General features: G+C 71.7%; 16 protein-coding genes. 8 read left to right on the top strand and 8 right to left on the bottom strand.

What is annotated here, in order from left to right; all coding sequences use genetic code 11:
- The first annotated feature begins 159 nt into the window (after nucleotides 1–159).
- The 4 genes from ACIGO8_RS11745 to ACIGO8_RS11730 all read left to right on the top strand — a co-directional run bounded on the left by ACIGO8_RS11745 (nucleotide 160) and on the right by ACIGO8_RS11730 (nucleotide 2581).
- The gene (locus tag ACIGO8_RS11745) at nucleotides 160–1203 is read left to right on the top strand and encodes a YihY/virulence factor BrkB family protein (protein WP_399727680.1); all 1044 of its coding nucleotides are present in this window, start codon (nucleotides 160–162) and stop codon (nucleotides 1201–1203) included.
- 237 nt (nucleotides 1204–1440) lie between these two features.
- Nucleotides 1441–1857 carry a phage holin family protein gene (locus ACIGO8_RS11740; protein WP_399727677.1) on the top strand — a complete coding sequence of 139 codons (417 nt, stop codon included), beginning with the start codon at nucleotides 1441–1443 and terminating at the stop codon, nucleotides 1855–1857.
- Nucleotides 1854–2318 (top strand): DUF3618 domain-containing protein, encoded by a 465-nt coding sequence (locus tag ACIGO8_RS11735; RefSeq protein ID WP_399727674.1) that lies wholly within the window; start codon nucleotides 1854–1856, stop codon nucleotides 2316–2318. The genes ACIGO8_RS11740 and ACIGO8_RS11735 overlap by 4 nt, the downstream gene beginning before the upstream one ends.
- Nucleotides 2315–2581, top strand: a complete 267-nt coding sequence (locus tag ACIGO8_RS11730) for a DUF4235 domain-containing protein (protein WP_399727671.1) — start codon at nucleotides 2315–2317, stop codon at nucleotides 2579–2581. Before ACIGO8_RS11735 ends, ACIGO8_RS11730 begins: the two co-directional genes overlap by 4 nt.
- Nucleotides 2582–2693: 112 nt before the next feature.
- Here ACIGO8_RS11730 and ACIGO8_RS11725 read toward each other — a convergent pair whose 3' ends face one another.
- Both ACIGO8_RS11725 and ACIGO8_RS11720 read right to left on the bottom strand, forming a co-directional pair.
- Nucleotides 2694–3344 carry a fasciclin domain-containing protein gene (locus ACIGO8_RS11725; RefSeq protein WP_399727668.1) on the bottom strand — a complete coding sequence of 217 codons (651 nt, stop codon included), beginning with the start codon at nucleotides 3342–3344 and terminating at the stop codon, nucleotides 2694–2696.
- Nucleotides 3253–5046 carry a molybdopterin-dependent oxidoreductase gene (locus tag ACIGO8_RS11720; RefSeq protein WP_399727665.1) on the bottom strand — a complete coding sequence of 598 codons (1794 nt, stop codon included), beginning with the start codon at nucleotides 5044–5046 and terminating at the stop codon, nucleotides 3253–3255. Before ACIGO8_RS11720 ends, ACIGO8_RS11725 begins: the two co-directional genes overlap by 92 nt.
- 371 nt (nucleotides 5047–5417) lie before the next feature.
- On the opposite strand from ACIGO8_RS11720, the gene sigK reads away from it, so the two are divergent.
- The 3 genes from sigK to ACIGO8_RS11705 all read left to right on the top strand — a co-directional run bounded on the left by sigK (nucleotide 5418) and on the right by ACIGO8_RS11705 (nucleotide 7833).
- On the top strand, nucleotides 5418–6011 hold the full coding sequence (gene sigK, locus ACIGO8_RS11715; RefSeq protein WP_399727662.1) for an ECF RNA polymerase sigma factor SigK: 594 nt from the start codon (nucleotides 5418–5420) through the stop codon (nucleotides 6009–6011).
- Nucleotides 6008–6766 (top strand): anti-sigma factor, encoded by a 759-nt coding sequence (locus ACIGO8_RS11710; RefSeq protein ID WP_399727659.1) that lies wholly within the window; start codon nucleotides 6008–6010, stop codon nucleotides 6764–6766. Before sigK ends, ACIGO8_RS11710 begins: the two co-directional genes overlap by 4 nt.
- Before the next feature lie 329 nt (nucleotides 6767–7095).
- Complete coding sequence (locus ACIGO8_RS11705; protein WP_399727656.1) at nucleotides 7096–7833, top strand: alpha/beta hydrolase; 738 nt, start codon at nucleotides 7096–7098, stop codon at nucleotides 7831–7833.
- A 39-nt stretch (nucleotides 7834–7872) separates the two neighbouring features.
- On the opposite strand, the gene ACIGO8_RS11700 is transcribed toward ACIGO8_RS11705, so the two are convergent.
- From ACIGO8_RS11700 to ACIGO8_RS11685, 4 genes are all read right to left on the bottom strand, one after another.
- Nucleotides 7873–8280, bottom strand: a complete 408-nt coding sequence (locus tag ACIGO8_RS11700; protein WP_399727653.1) for an FhaA domain-containing protein — start codon at nucleotides 8278–8280, stop codon at nucleotides 7873–7875.
- Nucleotides 8281–8315: 35 nt separating this feature from the next.
- Complete coding sequence (locus ACIGO8_RS11695; protein ID WP_399727650.1) at nucleotides 8316–8462, bottom strand: hypothetical protein; 147 nt, start codon at nucleotides 8460–8462, stop codon at nucleotides 8316–8318.
- A gap of 297 nt (nucleotides 8463–8759) precedes the next feature.
- The gene (locus ACIGO8_RS11690; protein WP_399727647.1) at nucleotides 8760–9890 is read right to left on the bottom strand and encodes an agmatine deiminase family protein; all 1131 of its coding nucleotides are present in this window, start codon (nucleotides 9888–9890) and stop codon (nucleotides 8760–8762) included.
- A gap of 100 nt (nucleotides 9891–9990) precedes the next feature.
- Entirely contained in the window at nucleotides 9991–11550 is a 1560-nt protein-coding gene (locus ACIGO8_RS11685) for an APC family permease (RefSeq protein WP_399727644.1), read from the bottom strand.
- Between the two features lie 138 nt (nucleotides 11551–11688).
- On the opposite strand from ACIGO8_RS11685, the gene ACIGO8_RS11680 reads away from it, so the two are divergent.
- Complete coding sequence (locus tag ACIGO8_RS11680; RefSeq protein ID WP_399727640.1) at nucleotides 11689–12318, top strand: TetR/AcrR family transcriptional regulator; 630 nt, start codon at nucleotides 11689–11691, stop codon at nucleotides 12316–12318.
- Between the two features lie 60 nt (nucleotides 12319–12378).
- Here ACIGO8_RS11680 and ACIGO8_RS11675 read toward each other — a convergent pair whose 3' ends face one another.
- On the bottom strand, nucleotides 12379–12732 hold the full coding sequence (locus ACIGO8_RS11675) for an immunity 53 family protein (protein ID WP_399727638.1): 354 nt from the start codon (nucleotides 12730–12732) through the stop codon (nucleotides 12379–12381).
- Between the two features lie 19 nt (nucleotides 12733–12751).
- Nucleotides 12752–21499 carry a SpvB/TcaC N-terminal domain-containing protein gene (locus ACIGO8_RS11670; RefSeq protein ID WP_399727635.1) on the bottom strand — a complete coding sequence of 2916 codons (8748 nt, stop codon included), beginning with the start codon at nucleotides 21497–21499 and terminating at the stop codon, nucleotides 12752–12754.
- Nucleotides 21500–21614 lie beyond the last annotated feature (115 nt).

Here is a 21614-nt window from a genome sequence, read left to right as displayed (position 1 = left end):
TTCGACGCCCAGGCATGCGCCCGGTCACCATGTCAGCCGGCGCCCCTCCCCCAGCCGGCGGTCCTAATGCCCCGGCTCGGTTGCACCCCGTGGCACCATCAGTCGCTTCTTCCAGGACGCGAGCGGCATGAGCGCGGCCGTAATGGAAACGCGCCGACCATGAACAACACGAATCCACCGGAACCCGGGCGCGGCCGTCGAGCCACCGGAGAGCCCGCAAGGCAGCCCGCAGGGCCGGGCCGGCAGGTGGAGGAGCGGGCGCCGGACCGGCTTTCCGCCCTGCCCAAGGGGGCCTGGAAGTCGGTGCTGCGCGGAACGCTGAAGGAGTTCAAGGACGACGAGTTGGCCGACCGGGCGGCAGCACTGACCTACTACGGAATCCTGGCCCTCTTCCCCGCCCTGCTGGTCCTGGTGTCGCTGTTGGGCGTCGCGGGCGAGTCTGCGACGAAGCAGGTCCTGGACAACCTGCAGAAGCTCACTCCCGGCGCGGCCAGGGACGTGATCAGTAACGCGGTGCAGCAGCTGCAGGGCAACGCCGGCCTCGGCTCGCTCGTGGCGGTCGTGGGTGTGCTGGTCGCGATCTGGTCCGCATCCGGGTACGTGGCCGCGTTCATCCGCGCCTCGAACGCCGTCTACGACATCCCCGAGGGCCGGCCGGCGTGGAAGGTGCTGCCGCTGCGTGTCGGACTGACCGTCGTGCTCATGCTCCTCGCCGTGGCCAGTGCGCTGATCGTGGTGTTCACCGGCGGTCTGGCCCGGCAGGCGGGCTCGGCGCTGGGGATGGGCGACACCGCGATGACGGTGTGGTCGATCGCGAAGTGGCCCGTCCTGCTGATCCTTGTCACGGTCATGATCGCGCTGCTGTACTGGGCCGCGCCGAACGCGAAGGGCCGCGGCTTCAGGTGGGTGTCCCCAGGCAGCTTCCTGGCGCTGGTGATCTGGTTGGTCGCCTCGGCCGGCTTCGCGTTCTACGTGGCGAACTTCGGCTCGTACAACAAGACGTACGGGACCCTCGCCGGCGTGATCATCTTCCTCGTGTGGTTGTGGGTCACCAACCTCGCCGTCCTCCTGGGCTTGGAATTCGACGCCGAACTGGTCCGCCAACGCGCGATCGCCGGCGGCCAGCCCGAGGACGAGGAGCCGTACGTCGAGCCCCGCGACACCCGGGCCTGGAGCGAGGAGGATCAGCGCCGCTTGGAGTGAGGGCCGGTCGCTTGGCAGCCGAGGAGACGAGGACGGAGACGAAGGTGCCGGCGGGACCGCGAGACCACGATCATCGACCGCCGCCGTGATCGGCGGCGCGGCCGCGGCCCTGGGCCGTACGGCGCCCCGGCTCCTGGTCCGCCTGCCGGCGCTGGTCACGCGTGCCGGGTGACCGGCGGACGACAGGGTATGCGCGCCCTGGGGGGCACATGGGTGACCGGAGAAAGGAGGAGTTCCATGAAAGCGCTGGGAAGCCGTGCCGGCCACGGCAGCGACGACTCGGTGGGCGAGCTCGTGACACGGGCGTCGCAGCAGATGTCGGAACTGGTCCGGGAAGAGATGCAGCTGGCTCGAGCGGAGATGACCGAAAAGGGCAGACGCTACGGGTGGGGTGGCGGCCTGTTCGGCGGCGCCGGCCTCGTCGGCGTCCTGGCCGCCCAAACTCTCGTCGCCGCCGCCATCGCCGCCCTGACGCTGGTCCTGCCGGTGTGGGCCTCAGCCCTGATCATCGGCGCCGCCCTGGCGGCCGTGGCCGCGGTGCTGGCCGTGGCCGGCAGGAAGCAGGTCGCCCGGGCCGGCAGCCCAGCCCCTGAGAAGACCATCGACAGCGTCAAGGCCGATGTGGCCGAGATCAAGGAGAAGGCACACCGATGAGCCATCAGCAGCAGGGCGGCGAGCCCGCACCGACCCCGGACCAGCTGCGCGAGCAGGTGGAGCACACCCGCGACGAGCTCGGCCGGACCGTGGAGGCCCTGGCCGGCAAGGCCGACGTCAAGGCGCAGGCCAAGGCGAAAGCAGCCGGGGTCAAGGAGCAGGCCGCCGAACAAGCCGCGCTCCTGACAGGCCGGCTCCGGGACAAGGCGTCCCAGGCCACCGGACTGATCAAGGACAAGACCCCCGACCCCGTCCTCGACACGGCAGCCCACGCCGCGACCCGGTTCCGTGACGGCTCCGCCCGCGCCGGCCACCTGGTCGCCCAGAAGACCCCGAACTCCGCGCGCGAGAAGGCGACCTCGGCCGTCACTTCGCTACGGACCCACCGCGGCTCCTTGCTGGCCGGCGCCGCGGCGCTGGCCCTCGTCCTGCTCGTGCGCCGTAACCGGAGGGACAAGTGAAGGCATCCAAGATCGCCTACAAGCCTGTCGGCCTCGTCCTCGGCGCGGTCAGCGGCATGGCCGCGGGCATGGCCTTCAAGCAGGCATGGAAGATGATCGGCCACGAGGACGACGCCCCGGACGCCACCGACGAGGACCGCACCTGGCGGGAGATCCTGCTCGCAGCGGCCCTGCAAGGCGCGATCTTCGCCGTCGTCAAGGCGGCCGTGGAACGGGGAGGGGCCGCCACCACCCGCCGCCTGACCGGAACCTGGCCCGGGTGAACCCACCCGTTCCTTCAGGACGACCCGGCAGGGAGAACCGGTGGTCTCGGACGCCTCCGCAAGGCGAGTCCGGGACCACCGGCCGTACACGGGAAGCCGGGAAGTGGACCGCTTACTTCGGCATCAGCACGGTGTCGATGATGTAGACGTCGGCATTGGCGGTCTTGACGTTGCCGCACACCACGGCGGCGCTGTCGTTGACCTTGTACGACTCGCCGGAGCCGGTGGTGGTGACCATGCCCTTCTGGAGGGTCTCGAAGCTGCCGTTCTCGAGCTGCTTCGGCGTGAGCTTCTGGCCCACGACGTGGTAGGTGAGGATCTTGGTGAGGGTGGCCTTGTCGTTCAGGACCTTGTCGAGGTCGGCCTTCGGGATCTTGGCGAAGGCGTCGTTGGTCGGCGCGAACACCGTGATGTTCTGAGCGTTGTTCAGGGTGTCGACCAGTCCGGCCTTCTTGACGGCGGTGACGAGGGTGGACAGGGCGGGGTTGTGGGACGCGGCGGTCGCCACCGGGTCCTTGGCCATGCCGTCGAACGAGCCCGCCCCGTCCTTCGGCACGCCGGCACACGCGGGGCCGAAGGGCTGGTCGTCGGTCATCGGCTCTTCGGAAGGCGCCCTCGACGCCGTCGTCGCCTCGTCCCCGGGGGCCGCGGTGGGAGCGGACTTGGTGTCGTCACCGGAGTCCGAGCACGCGGCGAGGGAGAAGGGCAGCAGGGCTGCCGCGGCTACGGCGATCGTGGTGCGGCGGATCTTCATGCTGTTCATGACGAGTTGCTCCTTGAAGAGACGTGTCGAGTGGATTGCTGGGATGGTTGGTCGTGGGACCCGAGTGGCGGTGGGCCGGCTTCTCGGGTGGTCCGGCTTCTCGGGTGGTCCGGTGGACGGTGACGAAGACGCTGTGCCAGCCGCCGGCACCGTCCGGGACGGTCCGCGTGCGCTGTTCGGTCTGCGGCTGGCCCGTGCCGTCCGTGGCGCGGACGGTAAGGGTGTGGCCGCCGGGGGTGGCGTTCCAGCGGTAGGACCATTGGCGCCAGGTGTCGATGCCGGCCTGCGGGGCGAGGTCGGCGTCCTGCCAGGGCGCGTCGCCGACGCGGATCTCGACGCGGGTGATGCCGCGGTGCTGGGCCCAGGCGACACCGGCGACGGTGACGGGGCCCGCGGCGGGGCGCGCGAAGGGCTTGGGGGTGTCGATGCGTGCCTGGGTCTTGATCGGCGCGCGGCGGGCCCACCTTCGCCTGACCCAGTAGGAGTCGTAGGCGTCGAAGGTGGTCAGCTCGATGTCGGTGATCCACTTGCAGGCGGACACGTATCCGTACAGACCGGGGACGAGCATGCGAACGGGGAAGCCGTGGTCGAAGGGCAGGGGTTCGCCGTTCATGCCGACCGCGAGGATCGCGTCGCGGCCGTCCAGGACGTCCTCGACCGGGGATCCCAGGGTCATCCCGTCGACCGAGCGGGCCACGAGCTGATCGGCCTTCCCTCCCTCGGAAGGGGGCCGCACACCGGCCTCCTCGAGGAGTTCGGCGAGCGGCACGCCAAGCCATCGAGCGGTGCCGACGTAGGGGCCGCCGACCTCGTTGGAGACACACGTCAGGGTGATGTCGCGTTCGATGAGGGGGCGGGCCAGGAGCTGGTCGAGGCTGTAGGTGCGGGGCACGGTGACGCCCTTGCCGTGGATACGCAGCCGCCAGGTGCGCGCGTCGACCTTGGGAACGGTCAGGGCGGTATCGACGCGGTAGAAGTCGGAGGTGGGTGTGGTGAAGGGGCTGATGCCGGCGACCTGGAGCTGGACGCCCGAGGGGAGCGCGGGTGCCGGGGACGAAGGCGTCGGCAGGACCAGGCTGTTGCGGGAGGCGACGGCGCCCTCTCCCCGGCGGCCGGTGAAGAACCGGCCCAGGGCCCCGGCCGAAGCCGCCGCCGCACCGGTCACAGCGGCAGCGACGAGGAAACCGCGCCTGTTCCAGGCTTCGGCACCCGCCTGGCCGTCCGCATCGGCGGAGGTCGGGGCGGGGGAGGCTTTCGATGCGAGGACATACAGGGCGACGGCCCCGGCGAGGGCTCCGGCGATCGAGGGCAGTGCGTCACCGATGCCGGTGGAGTCCGGGCGGCTGAGGGCCGCAGCCGAGCCGACGATCCCGAAGAGCAGCACGCCCGCGGCACCGGCCCGCCGATGTGAGAGGGCCAGAAGGCCCAGGCCGACGGCGACGGCGGCGAGAAGGGCCACGATTCCGAGCTGCAGGACGGCCTTGTCGTTCTCTCCGAAGGTGCGGATCGCGAAGTCCTTGACAGCGGCGGGCGTCCGGTCGATCACCGCGCCCCCGACGACCGTCACGGGCCCGGCCGCCGGCCGCACCGGTCCGGCGACCAGCTCGGCCACGGCCAGCGCCGTGAACGCGGCCACCATGCCGGCCAGTGCGCCGCGTGCGGCGCGGGAGAGGGTGCTGCGGAAGCTGCTCACACCCGGCATTCGACGGCCCTCGCCCGGCGGATTGGTGCGACCTCCTCAGGAGTGAACTGCCCTACGGGCGTTGCCTTGTGACACGGGCGGAACGCGGTGCACAGGCTGAGCCACGCGGCCGCGACCAGAAGCCATGGCAGCAACAGGCAGCGGGGTGGGCTCCGGCTCGGGAGGGTGACGAAGCCTGCACCCATCCGCGGGTCCGTCGGCTACGAAGAACAGGCGACAGATGAACAGGTTTGTCGGGCCCGACCGTCTCCGAGAGCGGTCCGGCCCCGTAGCAGCGACGACACGAGGAACGGCATGCGATGGACGCCCCGACTCCCGACGGCCGCACCAGCCGGCCGCTTCGCCGTCTGGCCACAGCCGGAGCCCCGCAGGTGAACCAACCGATCCCCTTCAGCGCCGGCCGTCCCTCCGACCCTGCCCGCGGCGACCTCACCGGCATCATGCAAAGCGTCGCCCACGGCGACAAACAGGCTTTCTCCGCGCTCTACGACGCCCTGGCACCGATGGTGTTCGGGATCGTGGTCAAGGTCGTGCGCGACCGGGCGCAGTCCGAGGAGGTCGCCCAGGAGGTCATGATCGATCTGTGGCGGCAGGCCGCTCGCTACCGGCCCGACGCCGGCTCGGTCACCACCTGGGCGGCCACGATCGCCCACCGGCGGGCCGTGGACCGGGTCCGCTCCGCCCAGGCCGCGAGTGACCGCGAGCAGGCCCAGGCCGCCCGCGAGCACACCACCGCCTTCGACGAGGTCGCCGAACAGGTCGAGACCCGCCTGGAGTCCGAACAGGTACGCCGCTGCCTGGGCGGCCTGACCGAACTCCAGCACCAGGCCGTGACCCTGGCCTACTACCAGGGGCTGACCTACCGTGAGGTCGCCGAAGCCCTGCGCACTCCTCTTCCGACCATCAAGACACGCATGCGCGACGGGCTCGTCCGGCTCCGCGACTGCATGGGGGTGACCACGTGAAACACCACGCCACCGACGCCCACACCCTCGCCGCCGCCTACGCCCTCGGCGCGCTCGAGGACGGCGAACGCCAGGCCTTCGAAGCTCACCTGCACGCCTGTGAGGCATGCCGGCAGGAAGCCGCCGAGTTCGAGGCGACCGCGGCCCGCCTGGCCGCAGCCGTCGCCCAGCCCCCTCCCGCCTCGGCCAAGGCACAGGTCATGGCCGCCATCGACGGAGTGCGCCAACTGCCGCCGCGGGTGCCCGCCACCCTGGCCATCGCGCCCGCTCCTTCGGTCGGCGGCGTGCTGCGCCGCCGGACCGTTTCCCTGGCGCTGGCCGCCGCCGTGGCCGCTGCCGCACTCGGCGGCATCGCCGCGTGGCAGGCGCAGAACGGTCAGGCCCTGAGGGCACAGGCCCGCCAGGCCCAGCAGCAACTCGACACGATCGGCGCGGTGCTGGCGGCACCCGATGCGCGCACCGTCCACGGGCGGGCCGCGAACGGCGCACTGACCACCGTGGTCGCCTCCGACCGGCAGAACAAGGCCGTCTTCACCGCCGCCCACCTCCCGGCCGCCGGGCCGGGCAAGACGTACCAGCTGTGGCTCGACCAGGACGGCACCATGCGCCCGGCAGGACTCATCGGCCAGGACGGCACCGTCATCCTCACCGGCAATCCCGCCGGCGCCCGCGCCGTCGGCCTCACCCTCGAGCCCGCCGGAGGGTCTTCCCAGCCCACGACCGCTCCCCTGCTCCTGATGAGCCTGCTCGCCTGATGAGCCTGCCCGCCTGGTCCGCCCGCACCCGCGAACCGCCATCCACCGGTGGGCGCGCGGTGGGCGGTGGACTCGGGGTTCACCGTCCACCGAGGGCCCGCGCCACACCGCCCTCCTCGGCAAAGTCCGCGGCAACCGGACCCTCTACGCGCTCCGCGCCCTTGGACCTCCTGGCGTACTGTGGGATCGCGGTACGGGCGGCCGGGCTCGCCTTCGAGGCCGTCGGAGACCGCCAACCGGGCGCGGATCATGGATGAGGGCACGGCAGGGACGGCCTCGTCTGGTGGGGTCCGTACCTGCTCGTCCGCACCGCATGGGAGAAGCACCACATGATCGGGCACTCCGCCGAGGGCGCACCGGGACACCGCGCTCTCGAGCTGCCGCGGCCGCCGTTCCTGCCCGCGGCCGGGGCGATCCTGGTCCTGCACGGCGGCCGCGCCGACTCCCTCACGCCTCCGCCTCTGCTCAACCTGCCGAGCCTACGGATGCGCCCGTTCACCCGCGCCATGGCCCACGAGCCCCTGTTCGCGGACGTTTTGGTCGCTTCCGTCCGCTACCGGCTGCGCGGCTGGAACGGGCACCGGGCCGACCCCGTCCAGGACACCAGACAAGCCCTGAAGGAGCTACGGGACGCCGCCGGACCGCTGCCGGTGGTGCTCGTCGGGCATTCCATGGGCGCCCGAGCAGCACTGCGCGCGTCGGACGACGAACAGGTCCGGGGCGTTGTCGCCCTGGCACCCTGGTGCCCACCCGGCGAGCCGACCGAGCACCTCGCGGACCGCACGGTCATGGCCCTCCACGACGAGGCCGACCGGATCACGTCGGCCACCCACACCTGGAACTACCTCGCCCGCGCTCATGCCGCCGGTGCCCGCGTACGGGGCATCCGCATGCCCCACGGCCGCCACGCCATGATCCGCGACGCCCGCCGGTGGCACCGCCTCACCACAGCCTGCGCCGCGGCCGTACTCGGCCTGGCACCACCGCCCGGCAGCGCACAGCACGACGAGAGCGCCTGGAGCACCGGCCCGGTCGACGCCGCCGACATCACCCTGCCCGGCCCCTGACGGCCGACCCGCTGGTGAAGCGTGCCGCGTCGTGTCGTGTCAGCCTTCCGCCGGGAAGGCGTCGGCGCGTACGTGGGGCATGGGGCTGCTGGACACCCGGTACGGGGCGCCGGCCGGCAGGTCCGCCGCGGTGACGCGGACGGTCAGCGGACCCGCCCATTCGTAGCCCTTGCGTCGCCCGTGGCGGGCGATCTTGTCCGTGAGCATCACGCCCACGTCACCGCAGCCCTGGCCGAGGAGCTCCGCGTACACGTCCGCCGCCAGCTCCACCTCGTAGGCGTTCGGGACGACCACGCGGTCCTCGCTGCACACGACGGCCTGACGGTCGCATTCGTGGTGCAGCGCGTCGACCAGCTCGACGGATTCGTGGGCGTGGGCCCTGGAGAAGAGGGCGCTCTGCCATCGCTCCAGGGTCCGTTCAAGGCGGGTGAGCGTTGCCCAGGCCATGTCTCCGACCGTCCCTTCCTGGCCCGCGCCCGCCGCTACCGTCGTCCCCGCAGCCGCCCTAGCAGGCGGCGCGCCTGGTCGCGCGTGCGCGGATCGGCGGCGGCGCGCCGGGCGGACTCGACCGCCCGCTGTCCCTGCGGGCTGCGGGCGAACTGCTTGAGACGCGTGATCAGTCCGGACACGATGTCCTCCCTGGGCTCGGTGTGAGATCTCCGGTGGTCGGTGCAGGAACCGTGTACCCGGGCTCGCCGCAGGGATGCCCGCGCGTCAGCCGCCGGTGTGCCTGGGCGGCGGTGTCGCCGGGGTGCCCGGGCGGCGGTGCGGCCGGCAGGTGGTGGCGGGCGCGCGAAACGGTGGCCTTGTGCGTCAAGCCAAGGCCACCTTCTGCGTTCGACTGACCGGCGGCCCGGGGTGACCGGTGCGTGTCCGGGCGTCCGCACGGGAGGCGGGACCCCGTCGGGCCTATGGGCCGGGGGCCGTCAGCCCAGTACGGGCACGTGCTGGGTGATGCAGTGGATGCCGCCGCCGCCCCAGGCCAGCGTCCGGCACGGGATGCCGGTGATCTCGCGGCCCGGGAAGAGCGTCGCGTACTGGGCGAGGACGGCCGCGTCGTCGGCCGCGACGTCCGCCGTGGGCACGACCACGCTGCCGCGGGTCAGGTAGTAGTTGGTGTAGCTGAAGGTCTCCACCAGCGCGCCGTTGACCCGGAAGCGGGGCTGCTGGTTCAGCTCCACGATCTGGAAGGGGCGGCCGCACGCGTCCGTGGCGGCCTGCAGCACCGCCTTGTTGGCGGCCATCCGGGCGTGGTTGGGGTCGGCGGGTTCCGGTTGGGTGTGCAGCAGGACCCGGGCCGGTCCGAGGTAGGCGGCGATCAGGTCGACGTGGCCGTTGGTGATCGTGTCGTTGTTGAGCCCGTACGGCAGCCAGATCACCTTGCTCGCCCCGTACGCGGCGAGCAGCGCCGACTCGATCTGGGTGCGGGTCAGGCCGGGGTTGCGGTTCGGGTTGAGCAGACACTCCTCGGTGGTGATGAGCGTGCCCTGCCCGTCGGTGAGGACCGAGCCGCCCTCCAGGACGAGGTCCACGGCCTGGCGCGGCACCGAGAGGTGGTCGCACACGCCGACCGGCAGGAAGTCGTCCTTGTCGTACGGGTACTTGTTGCCCCAGCCGTTGAACCGGAAGTCCAGGCCGGTGAGTCGGGTGCGCTCGGTGTCGCGGGTGAAGACGGGGCCGGTGTCCCGTGCCCAGCAGTCGTTGATCGGGTACTCGATCACGGTGACGGCCGGACCGCACTGCTGACGGGCGTCCGCGGCGGTGCCGGGTTGGGCGACCATCAGGACGGGCTCGAAGCGGGCGACGGCCCGCGCGACGGCGGCGACCTCCGACTGGACGGCCTTGAGGAGGCTGCCCCAGCCGACGTTGCGGTCCCACGGCCAGGCCATGACGCAACGGTGGTGCGCCTCCCACTCGGCCGGGGCCGCGGACGCGGGCGTGACGGCCGTGGCGGGGCTCGCGGCGGCGGTGCCGAGCGCGGTGGCGGCGGCCGTGGCCAGCGCCGCCGTGCAGAAGGCGCGTCGGGAGGTGGGTCGGGAGGTACGGGGTCGGTCCATGGCGGTGTCCTTTCGCGTACGGGGACTCGGACCCGACGACTCGGGCCGAGGGTCTACGGGGTGGGGCCGCGGTCCCGCCGGGGGCCCGCGCCCGTCGAACTCAGGCGGAGGAGGACGGGGAGGCGGAGGGCGACGGAGAGGCGGCGGGCGCGGCCGGCCCGGCGGCGGCCGGGACGCGCAGGCGCTCGTGCGGGCGCTTGACGAGCAGGTAGAGCACGCCGCTGCCCAGCACGGCCGCGGTCCCGAGCAGGGCGGCCCACACCTGGTACCAGGGCGCGCCGGGCGGCGCGAGGACCGCGCGCGGCCAGCAGACGTTGACCATCTCGAACGCGGTCCACAGCACCGCGAGCGCGTTCAGCACCGTGCCCGTGCGGCCCAGCCTGATGTGCCCCGACGGCACCCACGTCCCGCGCAGCCGGGCGATCAGCGCGGCCAGCGACACCAGGAAGAAGGGCAGGTAGGTGGCCGCGGTGCCGAAGGTGATCAGCGCGCCGATCGCGGTGGCGTTGAGGCCGAGGGCGAGGGCCCCGCCACTGATCAGGGTCGACGCGACGAGCCCGCCGAGCGGCGCCTGCCGCCCGTTGACCCGGCGCACCTGCCGGGAGAACGGGAACACCCCGTCCCTCGACAGCGAGTACAGGCCGCGGGCCGAACCGCCTTGGGAGGCGACCGCACAGGCCAGGAAGCCGAGCAGGACGACCACCACGAACGGCTTGTCCGACCAGCCGCCGAAGGCATGCACGACGGCGGTCGTCACCGGGTCCACGTCCGCGCCCGCCACCACGTCCCTGGGCCGCGGGTGCGCCAGCGCCACGGCCATGGCGTTGAGGATCACCACCGCGCCCACGCTCAGCAGGGCCCACCACATGGCGCGCGGCACCTGGCGTCCCGCGTCCTTGGTCTCCTCGGCCGTCGACACGCACGCGTCGAAGCCGATGAACGCCCAGCCGGCCACCGCGACCGCCGCCAGGAACCCGAGCATCGTGGAGCCGCCGGAGAGCGACTCCGCGCCCAGCGTCCGGGTGAACAGCGCGAAGCCGTGCTCCCGGAAGAACAGCAGCAGGACGAGCCCCACCAGGACCGAGGCGACCGCCTCGGCGGCGATGCCGAGCGAGACGACGCGGCGCAGCAGGGTGATCCCGTACGCGTTGACCAGGAGGCCGGCCAGCAGGATGCCCACAGCTACGGCGACCAGGCCTCCGGGCGTCGGGGTCGCGCCGAACAGGGCGTACACCCAGGGAGCGGCGAGATACACCACGGTGGTGTTGCCGAACATCACCGCGAACTGCCAGACCCAGCCGCCCAGCCAGCCGAAGGACGGCCCGAGCAGCCGCCGGACCCACTGGTACGGGCCGCCGGCCAGCGGCCACTGCGCCGTCAGCTCGCCGTACACGCTCACCACCAGGCACTGGCCGACGAGGACCAGGGGCAGTGCCCAGACCCACATCGGGCCCGCGACCATGGTGCCGACCATCGAGACGGCGTAGAGGGCGACGACCGGCGACACCACGGCGAAGCCCATCGAGATGTTCCCGAGGACGCCGAGGCTGCGCCGCAGCTCCTGGCGGTAGCCGAGCGCCCGCAGGCGCGAGGCGTCCGTGTCCTCCCCGGCGCCGGGGGCGGCGGTCCGCCCGGCGGCACCCTCCATGGCTTCACTCATGATCACTCCCACTGCAATCCAGCCGCGAAATCTAACCGCGTTAGGTAAACGAGTGGCTGGAATGTAGCGGTCGCCCCCTGGGCTTGTGAAGCGTTCCTGACAGGTAATGTTCGGGACCCGAGAACGAAGGAGTGCGTCATGCCCCGGCCCAGCCAGACCCTCCTGAGCCGTGCGATCATCGCCCGCGCGGCCCTGGAACTGCTCGAAGAGCAGGGGGTCGAGGCGCTCAAGATGCGGACCCTCGCCGAACGGCTCGGGGTCAAGGGCGCGTCCCTCTACCACCACATCCGGTCGAAGGACGACCTGCTCGACGCCGCCTCGGAGCTCATCAACGACGAGATCGCCCTCGGGCCGCTGACCGACCCGGGCGGCCCGGCCGGGATCACCGCGTACGCCCACGGCTACCGCCGCGTCTACCTGCGCTATCCACACATGATCCCGCTGGTGGCCCGGCACCGCGTCACCTCGGCCAAGGCACTGCGCGGCTACGACGCGCTCCTCGACGCCCTCGTGAACGCCGGCTGCACACCGGCCGAGGCCGCCGAGGCCGCCGCCGCGATCGACAACCTGGTCCTCGGCTCCGCCCTGGAGACCTTCACCGCGGGCTTCCACCGCCCGCCCGCCGCCTACCGCCCGGACTTCCCCGCCCTGGCCGACGCCCTCACCGCCGCCGACGCGGCCCCCGGCGCCCTCGCGGGCCTGGACACCCGCGGCTTCGACCTCGGCCTGCGCCTCATCCTCGCGGGCCTCACCCGGCCCGACGCCTGACGGCCCGCACGACGGGCGGACTGACCTCCCGCCCCGGTCCGTGGCCGGGGCGGGCGGACGCTACTCCTCGCTTCGTCCGTCGGCCGTCGTCCGGTCACCGAGCCGGTCGAGGACCGCCTCGAGAGCGTCCTTGAGCCGGTGAGGGCCGCCCGCTGCCCGGATCGACGCGCCGTCGGCCCAGTGGTGGAGCCAGTTCTCCTCGGAGTCGTCCACGATCACCCGCTCCCACGTCAGCCCTTCGACGGGTGTGCCGACGATGTCGAGCCGCACCGTCCAGCCGGGGTTGTCCAGGCTCTCGATCCTGACCCCGGCCGAGTGCTCCCAGTCGCCGTCGCAGTTGCTCGCGTACCAGTCCTGCAGGCGGACGAGCACGTCGGCCGCGCTCCCGCCCGGCGACGCGTCAGCGGATGACATCGGTCTCCCTCGGTTCCGGCTAGTACCCCGCCGTGTTCTCCCATGGCTCCGTCGGTCGGGCGGAACGGTCGGGCAGGTTCACGTGCGGTGGGGGAATCTCCTGGCCGGTCTTCTTGTCGTAGTGCGGCTTGCCCTGCATGTCGACCCGCTTCACCTGCTCCCAGGGCGAAGGGTTGCGAGGGTTCGACTGCTCCTTCCATTCTGCGTAGTGGGACACGTTCCCCGTCTCGCTGTCCCGCCGGAACGTCACGTGCGGTCCCGTGGCGTCGGGATCCGGCTGCAGTCCGTTGGTACGGCCCTTGGCGGCGCAGTTGTGCACGAGGACCGACGTGTCGCCCGCCGCCACGTAGTACGTGTGAATGCCCTCGACCGTCAGGTTGTGCACCCGCCGGTGTTCCGTCCACGCCCTGACCGCCGTCACCTGCGCGGACGAGCCGCTGCCCGTGCGCAGCAGCGTGCCCGGGACCAGGTCCTTCGCCGTCACCCACACGCCCGGCGCCGGCGCCCAGAACGGGTGGCCGTCCGTCGCCACCACCGTGCCGGCGGTGCCGTGCGGGCCCTTGACGGTGATCTCGACCAGGTTCTTCTCGCCCTCACCGACGATCAGCCGGGTCACCGGCCGCGCGCCCGCCTCACCCGATCGCGGGTCCGTCGCCATGACCTCGTCGCCCAGCCGGACCTCGGAGATCGGCTTGTAGGTGCCGTCGGCCATCAGGACCGGGGTGTCGGGCGTGAAGCTGTTCGTGGTGCAGGAGGTGGGTGGGGTGGAGGTGGGTGTGGTGGAGGAGGTGGGGACGGGGGCCTCGTCCGCGGCCTTGACCGTCTTCGCCGCGTCCGTCGCGTTGGTCGCGTTCTTCGCCGCCTGGGCGGCGTCGAGCGCCTTGTTGCCGTACTTCGCCGCGTTCGCCGCGTACCCCGCGCCCGGGATCGCCGAGGCCGCCGACAGGCCCGCGTTGACGTAGTCGCCCTCGACCGCGTACCAGCCCGCGTTCGCCAGGTCCGCCGCCTCGCCGACGACCGGGACCATGCCGGCGACGTCGAGCGTGGTGTGCCCGATGGTCTTCCAGGACGGCATCTTGGGCCACTTGCCGGTGGGGTCGGTCAGTTTCAGCGGGTTGTTGTGGGTGTACGTGTACGCCGCGAGGTTGCGGGGCTCGTCGAGGCCGCCCGCGATGTCCTTGTCGAGGTAGTCGGGCAGGGCGGGATCGGGGCTCGCCCAGAGCTGGGTCCTGGGGTTGTAGTAACGGGCGCCGTAGTAGTAGAGGCCGGTCTCGGCGTCGAGTTCCTTGCCGGTGAAGCGGTACGGGGTGCCGGCCGCGTCCGGGTCGCCGGTGCGTTCCTCGACCCAGGTCTCGCCGAACGGGAAGTACTCGAGGTGTTCGGTGACCGCGCCCTGCTTGTCCGTGACGTAGCCGGAGGAGCCGATGTGGTCGGCGTGGAAGAACCACTGGGCGTCCTCGGGCCCGGTGGCCGCGACGGCCTTCGTGGTCAGGCGTGCGTCGCCGACGAAGATGTGCTTGTAGCCGGTGGTGTCGCGTTCGCTGTAGGCGCGGTTGGGGTAGAGCGACAGGCCGTCGCCCCGCTTGACGACCCGGTCGCCCTTGTCGTCGTAGGTGTAGCCGACGGTCGCCCCGGCGCAGCCGTCCGGGTCCTGGGTGACGGTGGCCGTGGCGGTGTCCCGGGTGCAGGCGAGGCGGTTCTCCTCGTCCCACACGTACTGGCGCCGTTTGCCGCTGACGGCGGTGTTCTCGGTGGCGGTCAGGTTGCCGTTGGCGTCGTACGCGTGGGTGACCGGGCCGACCTTGGTCGGGGCGTGCGGTCTCGCGGCGTCGTAGCTGTAGGTGTAGTCGTAGCTGGTGCGGTCCTGGACGTCGGCCGGGTTGGACGGGTCGTCGACCGGCTCGATCGGTCCGGCGGGCCCGCTGACGGCCGGGAAGGCCGGGGCGCCGCCGGCGACCTCGTGGTGCTGGGACTTGCTCGTGGTGTTGTGGATCGAGTCGTAGCCGAGGCTCAGGGTGTAGGTGGTGAGCCGGTTGTTCCTGTCGGTGTAGCGGCCGGACGCCGAGGTCAGCCGGTACTGGTCGTCGTAGCCGTAGGTCTGGCTGCTCGGGCCGCCGATCGGGCCGCCCTGCGGGGCGTTGTTCGCGAGGCCGGTGAGGTTGCCGATGTCGTCGTAGGTGTAGCCGAGGTTTTGGAAGGCGGTTCCGTTCGCCGCGGTCGACGTGAGCGCGGCGAGCCTGCGGTCGGCGGCGTCGTAGCTGTACGTCGTGCGGACGCCGTTGCCGGTCTGCTGCAGGACCTTCTGGCCGAACTTGTCGTAGTCGAGGCGGTCCAGATAGGTGTAGTCGATGCCGTTCTTGGTGCCGGTGGCCCGGGTGACCTGGCCGCCGGAGTCGTAGTCGTAGCTCAGCACCTCGCCGTCGGGGTAGGTGAGCTGGAGGACCCGGTTGAAGGCGTCGTAGCGCCAGGCGGTGGTGTAGGTGCGCGGGGCGCCGCCGGTGGCGGTGACGGTGCGGGTCTCCTTGGTCACCTCGCCCAGCGCGCCGTAGGCCCGGGTCACCGTGCCCGCCGCGTCGTGGACCTCGGTGATCCGGGACGCCGCGTTGTCGGCGGCGCCGGGGGCGCCGTACGAGTAGCTGACGTCGTTGCCGGGGAAGGCCGGGTAGCGGATCGCCTTGAGGCGCGAGTAGTCGTACGCGTACGTGATGGTCCGGCTCGCGGCCCGCAGGTTCGGGGTGATCTTGGCGGTGATGTTTCCGGCCAGGTCGTAGCGGGTCTCGGTGCGTCCGGCGTCGGGGCTCTCGAAGACGGTGCGGCGGCCGAGGCCGTCGTAGGCGGCGCGGGTGACGTTGTCCTTGTCGTCGGTGATCGCCGTGACCCGCTTCAACGGGTCGTGGGCGTAGGAGGTCCAGATCGGGGTCGGGCCGTTGAACTCCTTCACCGCGGTGGTCACGCCCCGGACGTCGGTGTACGTGCGGCGCTGCTTGCCGTTGCCGTCGGTCACCGTGGTCTCGAAGCGGGTGGTCCCGGCCCGGTCGGGACCGAAGGCGTACCCGGTGCCGGTGGTGATGCCGTCCGGCTGCACGGTCTTCACGGACCGGTCGAGGACGTCGAAGGTCTCCCTGGTGGGGGCGACGGTGTCGAAGGCGGTGTTGAACGTGGTGTTCGTGGCGCCCTTCGGCTCGGTCACCGGGTAGTACGTCTCGACCGCGTGGCCCAGGGCGTCGAACTTCAGCCGGCCGGACACCGTCATCACCTGGGCCGGTGCGGCCCCCGGAGTCGCGGCGACCGAGGCGTCCTTCTTGGTCTGCAGGACCCGCTTGAGGCCGTCGGTGAAGGTGATGGTGTCGATGGTGTCCGCGCGCACGGCGGTCGCGGTGCGGTCGAGGTGCCTGCTGGTGGCGTACGGGACGGGCGCCTCGGGGTGGTACTCGAAGTCGATGGTGGCGGGGCCGCCGCCGCTCTCGTACGGCCCGGTCACCGTGTCGAGGCGGCCGACGCTGTCGTACGCCATGCGCACCGACTGGTCGTTCTGGTCGGTGTTGCGTTCGGGCAGGCCGTACTTGAGGTTGTGGCTCGAGGTCGAGCGGTAGCCGAAGCTGTCGACGACCGACTCGACGTGGACGCCGACGACGGTGTCGTAGCCGTAGGTCAGGGTGTAGCGCTGCCCGGTGGCGTTGGCCGGTCCGGTGGACGTCCTGAGGTTGCCGTCCGGGTGGTAGGTGAGGTCGGAGACGGCGGCCGTGTCGTCGTCGAGGTACTCGCGGACCTGGCGGATCTCGGTGGTGGCGCAGTCGACGTCGGCCTCGCGGCGCCGCAGCAGGGTGCCGGTCGCCGCGGCCTTCTGCCGGATCGCGTTGGCGATGCCGACGACGCCGCTGTCCCGGCAGGCGGGATCGGCCGCGCTGTAGCCGTAGGTGGTCTCCAGGTCGTCCGCGGCGCCCTCGTCGGCGGTGTCGAGGGTGCGGACGACGTTGCCGTAGGCGTCGTAGGAGAGTTCGGTGTACGTGCTCCGGCCCGCGGTGGCGGCGCCTTCGTAGTACTTCTCCTCGACGCGGACCAGCTGCGGGAAGACGGCGGCGGTGGGGCTGTCCGGGGCGGCCTCGGTGCCGGTCGCGGCGTCGTACGGCCGATAGGTGTTGAGGGTCTCGCGGTACGGGTGGTGCGCGCCGTCCGTGGTGAGGGAGCGGGTGAGCAGGCCGCGGACGGCGTAGCCGTCGGTGCGGTACTCGTCGGTGACCGCGCGGCGGACGGCGTCACCCGCGGCCGGGTCGCGGTGCTCGGTCACCACCCGGCCGAAGCCGAGGAACTCGCGCTCCTGACGGTCGTAACGGCCCTGCTCGTAACGGAAGGTGGTGAGCCGGGTGTCGACGCCGTCGCCGGTGACGCCGTCCTGGACGGTGGTGCGGGAGAGCGACCAGCGGCTCTCCGGGCTGGCGGCGGTGTTGCCGGTGCGGGTGTAGTCGAGGTCGATACGGGCGCCCAGCGGGCGGCCGACGGAGCGCAGAAGGTTGGTGCGGCCGGTCCGGTTGACGGCGACCAGGAGTTCGTCGTCGCGGGTGGACTTGACGTGGTCGGCGAGGCCGTCGCCGTCGATGTCGCGCAGGCTGGTCTCGGCGCGGCTGATGCCGGTGGTCGCGTTGACGCCGGGGTTGAAGACGAAGACGCCGACGGGAGTGGGCAGGCCGACGGTGAAGTAGACGCCGCCGCCCAGGCTGGCGTTCTTGTCGACGGCGATGTCGGGGAAGCTGCCGCGGAAGGGAGTGGGCGCGGTGAAGCCGGTGCCGGTGTTGACCGCGACCTTGATCGGGTTGTTCCCGTCGGTGAACACCCGGTCGACGAGGCCGTCACCGTTGACGTCCGCCATGCTGGCGCTGGTGTACGAGGTTCCGAGCTCGGCGGACAGGCCGCCGGCGAAGCCGTAGCGGTCGACGTTGAACCCGAGGTTGACGCCGATGTTGCGGGTGGAGGCGTCGTTGATCGGCCCGGCCGGCCAGGGTTCACGGGCGGCGAAGGAGTAGCCGAGGTTCAGCTGGGCGTCCCCGTTGGCGAACACCTTGTCCGGCAGCCGGTCCCCGTTGATGTCGATCAGGTCGACGCGGACGTCGGACTCGCCGCCGCCGAGGCTGCCGCCGATGCCGAGCGACGGCTGGACCGCGCCGGTGCTGGCGGTGTTGGCGCTGGTGTCCGCGTCGGGGGCGGCGTTGCCCCGTGCGCTGGCGAGGGTGGCGGTCTCGCTGCCCGCGGAGAGCGAGACGTTGCCGGAGACGTTGTCCGCCTCCCGGACGTTGCCGCCGAGGGTGCCGCGGGTGGCGCCGAGCGCGCCGTTCATGTCGGAGAACTGGATCTCCTTGGCGCCGACGACGTCGGGGTATCCGTCGCCGTTGAGGTCGAGGTAGTCGACCGAGCCCGCGGTGATCCCGCCGACCACGGTGCCGCCGAACGGGCCGGCGGCGAGGGTGGCCGACACCTGGCCGGTGACTCCGCGGCGCATCACCGCCCGGTCGCCCTTCACGTCGGCGTCGGTGACGATGTCGATGGTGTCCGCGCCCAGGCGGGAACTGGTCGCCATCGCGCCGGTGATCCAGGAGGACTGGTCCTGGGCGGCCCAGCCGCCCTTGGCGGGAACGGGGGCGAACACCGCGAGGCGCGGCATGGTGAGCCGGGGATTCGCGGCGAAGGGCGCGACGTCCTCTTCCTTGGGTTCCTTGGGCAGGGCGTTCCTGAAGCTCTGGTCCAGCGCGAGTTCGGCCTGCTTGATCGGTTGGGTGGCGCGGTCGCGGTTGCCCTGGTAGCCGATCACACCCCAGCCGCGGTACGGCTGGGCGAAGGCGCCCTGCCCGACGGATCCGTGCAGGGCGCTGGGCGCCGGGGTGAAGGTGGGCCAGCTCGACGTCACGTCGTAGGTGACCGAGGCGGACTGCTCGACGAGCAGGCCGAGCAGTCCGGTCTCCGCCGTGGAGTAGTCGATGTAGAGCTCGTCGCCGGCGGTGACCGGCACGGTCAGGTCCAGGTTCGGGCCGCCGAAGGGGGCGGTGTCCTTGGCCTGGAAGATCCGTTTGCCGAGCAGCTGCCCGCCGCGCTTCTTCACGGTGAACGCGATCTTGGCGTCACCGAGGAGATTGAAGTTGAAGGACACCTTCGGCCGCACCTTCAACTGGCCGGTCCTGGGCGCCTTGTAGGACTGCTGCGGCGCGGTGAGGGTGTCCGCCGGGAACAGGGTCATGTCGTACGGCGGGGTGATCACCAGCGTGGGATCGCCCTTGGCGTCGACGACCGAATCGACCCCCTGCGCGGCCGTGTAGTGCGCCTTCGGTGCCCAGCTCACCGCCGAGACGTCGATCGGGGAGTCGGTCTTCAGCCGCCACGACATCTTCTCGAACGTGCTGACCGGAATGCTCAGGTCGATCGCGGTGGTGCCGGTCGACGCGGCGGGCAGGACCTTGCGGTACACCTCCGTGGGGGTGTGGACGCCGTTGCCCTTCTCGATCACGACGGTCACGTCGTCCGAGGTCGCCTTGGACTTGACCACGTCGCCGGTCAGCCGCAACGTGCCGTTGACCGGTACGGTCACCAGGGACGGCCTGCCGCCGAAGGTGAAGTCGGAGGACGCGCGGAACACGGTGTTCGCCAGCCCGTTCGCGTCCGTACCGGCCGGCAGGTCGGTGTAGGTGACCTGCGGGTCCCACGCCACGGTGTCGTATGCGCCGTCCAGGATGGACTGGGTGCGGAAGTAGAGCGCGTCGCCCTTCTTCACCGGGATCGACGCCACGTTGCCCGGGGTGAACTCGGTGTGGTCGTCGGGTCCGATCCGCTGCGCCCAGAGTTCGGCGTCCTTGTGCTGGATGGTGACGCGCACGCCGTCGGCCTTGGTGTAGGCCGCTCGCTGCGGTGAGGGATCCTGGGTCAGCTGGACCCGGCCGTCCACGCGGACGTTGCCGTCGAACGGCGCGACCCAGCGGCGCACCGTGTCGAGGAGCGGCGAGTTGTCCACCTGCTGGTCGAACTGCGCGGACTGGTCGCCGACGATCTCGCCGGTGACCGCGCCGCCTCCGACCGGCACCGGGGTGCGGCCGGAGTCCGCGCTGTAGGCGGGTTGCCCCTGGGCGTCCAGGTAGCCGAACAGCACGCCGCCGTTGTTCACCAGATCGGCGATGCCGTCGCCGTTGACGTCGCTGAAGAACCGGTCCGAGGTGGTCGTGGTGCCCACGAAGTCCAGCTGGGCCGAGGTGGTGAGGACGTACGACTCGACGCCGATGGTGCCGGACAGCGTGCGCTCGGTCGAGATGCCCGGGAGGCCGGTGAGCTTGACCGGCGGGTCACCGAACTTCTGCGCCCCGCCCGGTCCGGCCAGATTGGGCCGGTAGAACACGTCGCCGTTCTTGCGGAACACCTTGTCCGGCAGGTTGTCGCCGTTCACGTCGGTCAGCGTCGCCAGGCCGTCGGACTGGCCCGCGCTGAAACCGACCTTCAGTCCGACGGAGCCCTCCTTGGTCGGCAGCCCCTGCACGTTGTAGCCCGCGAACAGGTGCGCGCCGAAGCCGGCCGACGTGTTCGCCGAGATCGCGCTGGCCTCGCCCTCGCGGATGTTCAGCCCGAGGTCGTCGTCCGGCACCGACCAGCCCGCCGCGGTGGCGAAGGCGTTGTAGGCGCCCGACTGGTCCCGTACGTCGTCGAAGTAGTCGAACGTGTGGGTGTGGAAGAGCTTGCCGTCCTCGCCGAACTGCGACACCGACGTGAGCAGCGTCTTGGCGAACGCCCCGGTGCGGTAGTCGAGTTCGTAGGCGCGGATCAGCTGGTCGTCGAGCTTGACCTCGATCCGGCGCAGCAGGTCGGCGGTGACCCGCTTGAAGCCGTAACGCCCGTCGATCTGGACGTCGCCGCGGCGCGGTTCGCCCCGGTCGCGGTCGCGGAGGAAGGTGACCGAGTAGCGGCCTTCGGTGTCGCCGCGTCCCGTGTACGTGATGCGCCGCGGGTACAGGGCGCGGCCCGGCACGGTGGCTTTGGCGACGCCGCCGTCCTCGACCCGGACGTGGTGGTAGCGCATCAGGTTGTCGTGTGCGTCACGGACCTCGCGGGCCGCCCACACGGCGATGTTGCCGGCCTCGTCGGCGAGCGTGGCGTCCGCGGCGCCGCCGTACACGGTGCGGGTGCCCTGCTTGTCGGTGACCTCCCACCAGTACGCCGACGGCTTGTCGCCGTGCCGCACGATCCGGTCGAAGCGGCCCTCGACGCGCGGGTGGAAGACCTTCTCGGCCGTACGCGCCTGGAGTGCGCCGCGGTGGGCGACCGGGGTGAGCTGTTCCCCGTTCAGCAGGTACGACTCGGTCTCCTTTGCCGCGTCGTACCGGGGCACGCCCCAGCGGGTGTCCACGGTGATGGACGGTGTGCTCAGGTCCCAGCCGAGCCCGGTCCAGCCGTTACCCCCGGCCGAGTTGTACGCGACGGCCAGCTCGGGCCGCAGTCCGCCGCGGCCCTTGGGGACTTCGAGCGGGTAGGAGAGCCTGGCGTCGCCGGTGCTGTCGGCGGTCGGCGGCTCGACCAGGTTCACGCCGGCGCCGGGGTCGGCCGCCTTGATGTCCTTGATCTGGTTGGGATTGAACGAGGTCCCCTCCGGCCCCTCGGGCCCGATGACCGCGGTCCCCGCGTCGGGCCCGGCGGCGACGCTGCGGAACGGCCAGGGTGAGGTCAGCCCGGACATGAGCAGGGCGAGGAGCAGGACGAGCACCGTCCCGGCCCGTCGCCGGAACACGCGCAGGACAGTCATCGCTCGGCCCCCACCCCGTAGGACTCCCCCGGAGCACGAGTCCTACGAAGACCACGGCCCCCTTCCGCAGTACCGAACGGTAGGCCGCAGCCGAGCCACTTCGTACGCCTTTTCC

This window comes from Streptomyces sp. NPDC053493, assembly GCF_044544825.1.
Lineage (GTDB): Bacteria > Actinomycetota > Actinomycetes > Streptomycetales > Streptomycetaceae > Streptomyces.
The sequence above is the reverse complement of the archived record's forward strand: the minus strand, read 5'-3'. Positions and strand labels throughout refer to the sequence as shown.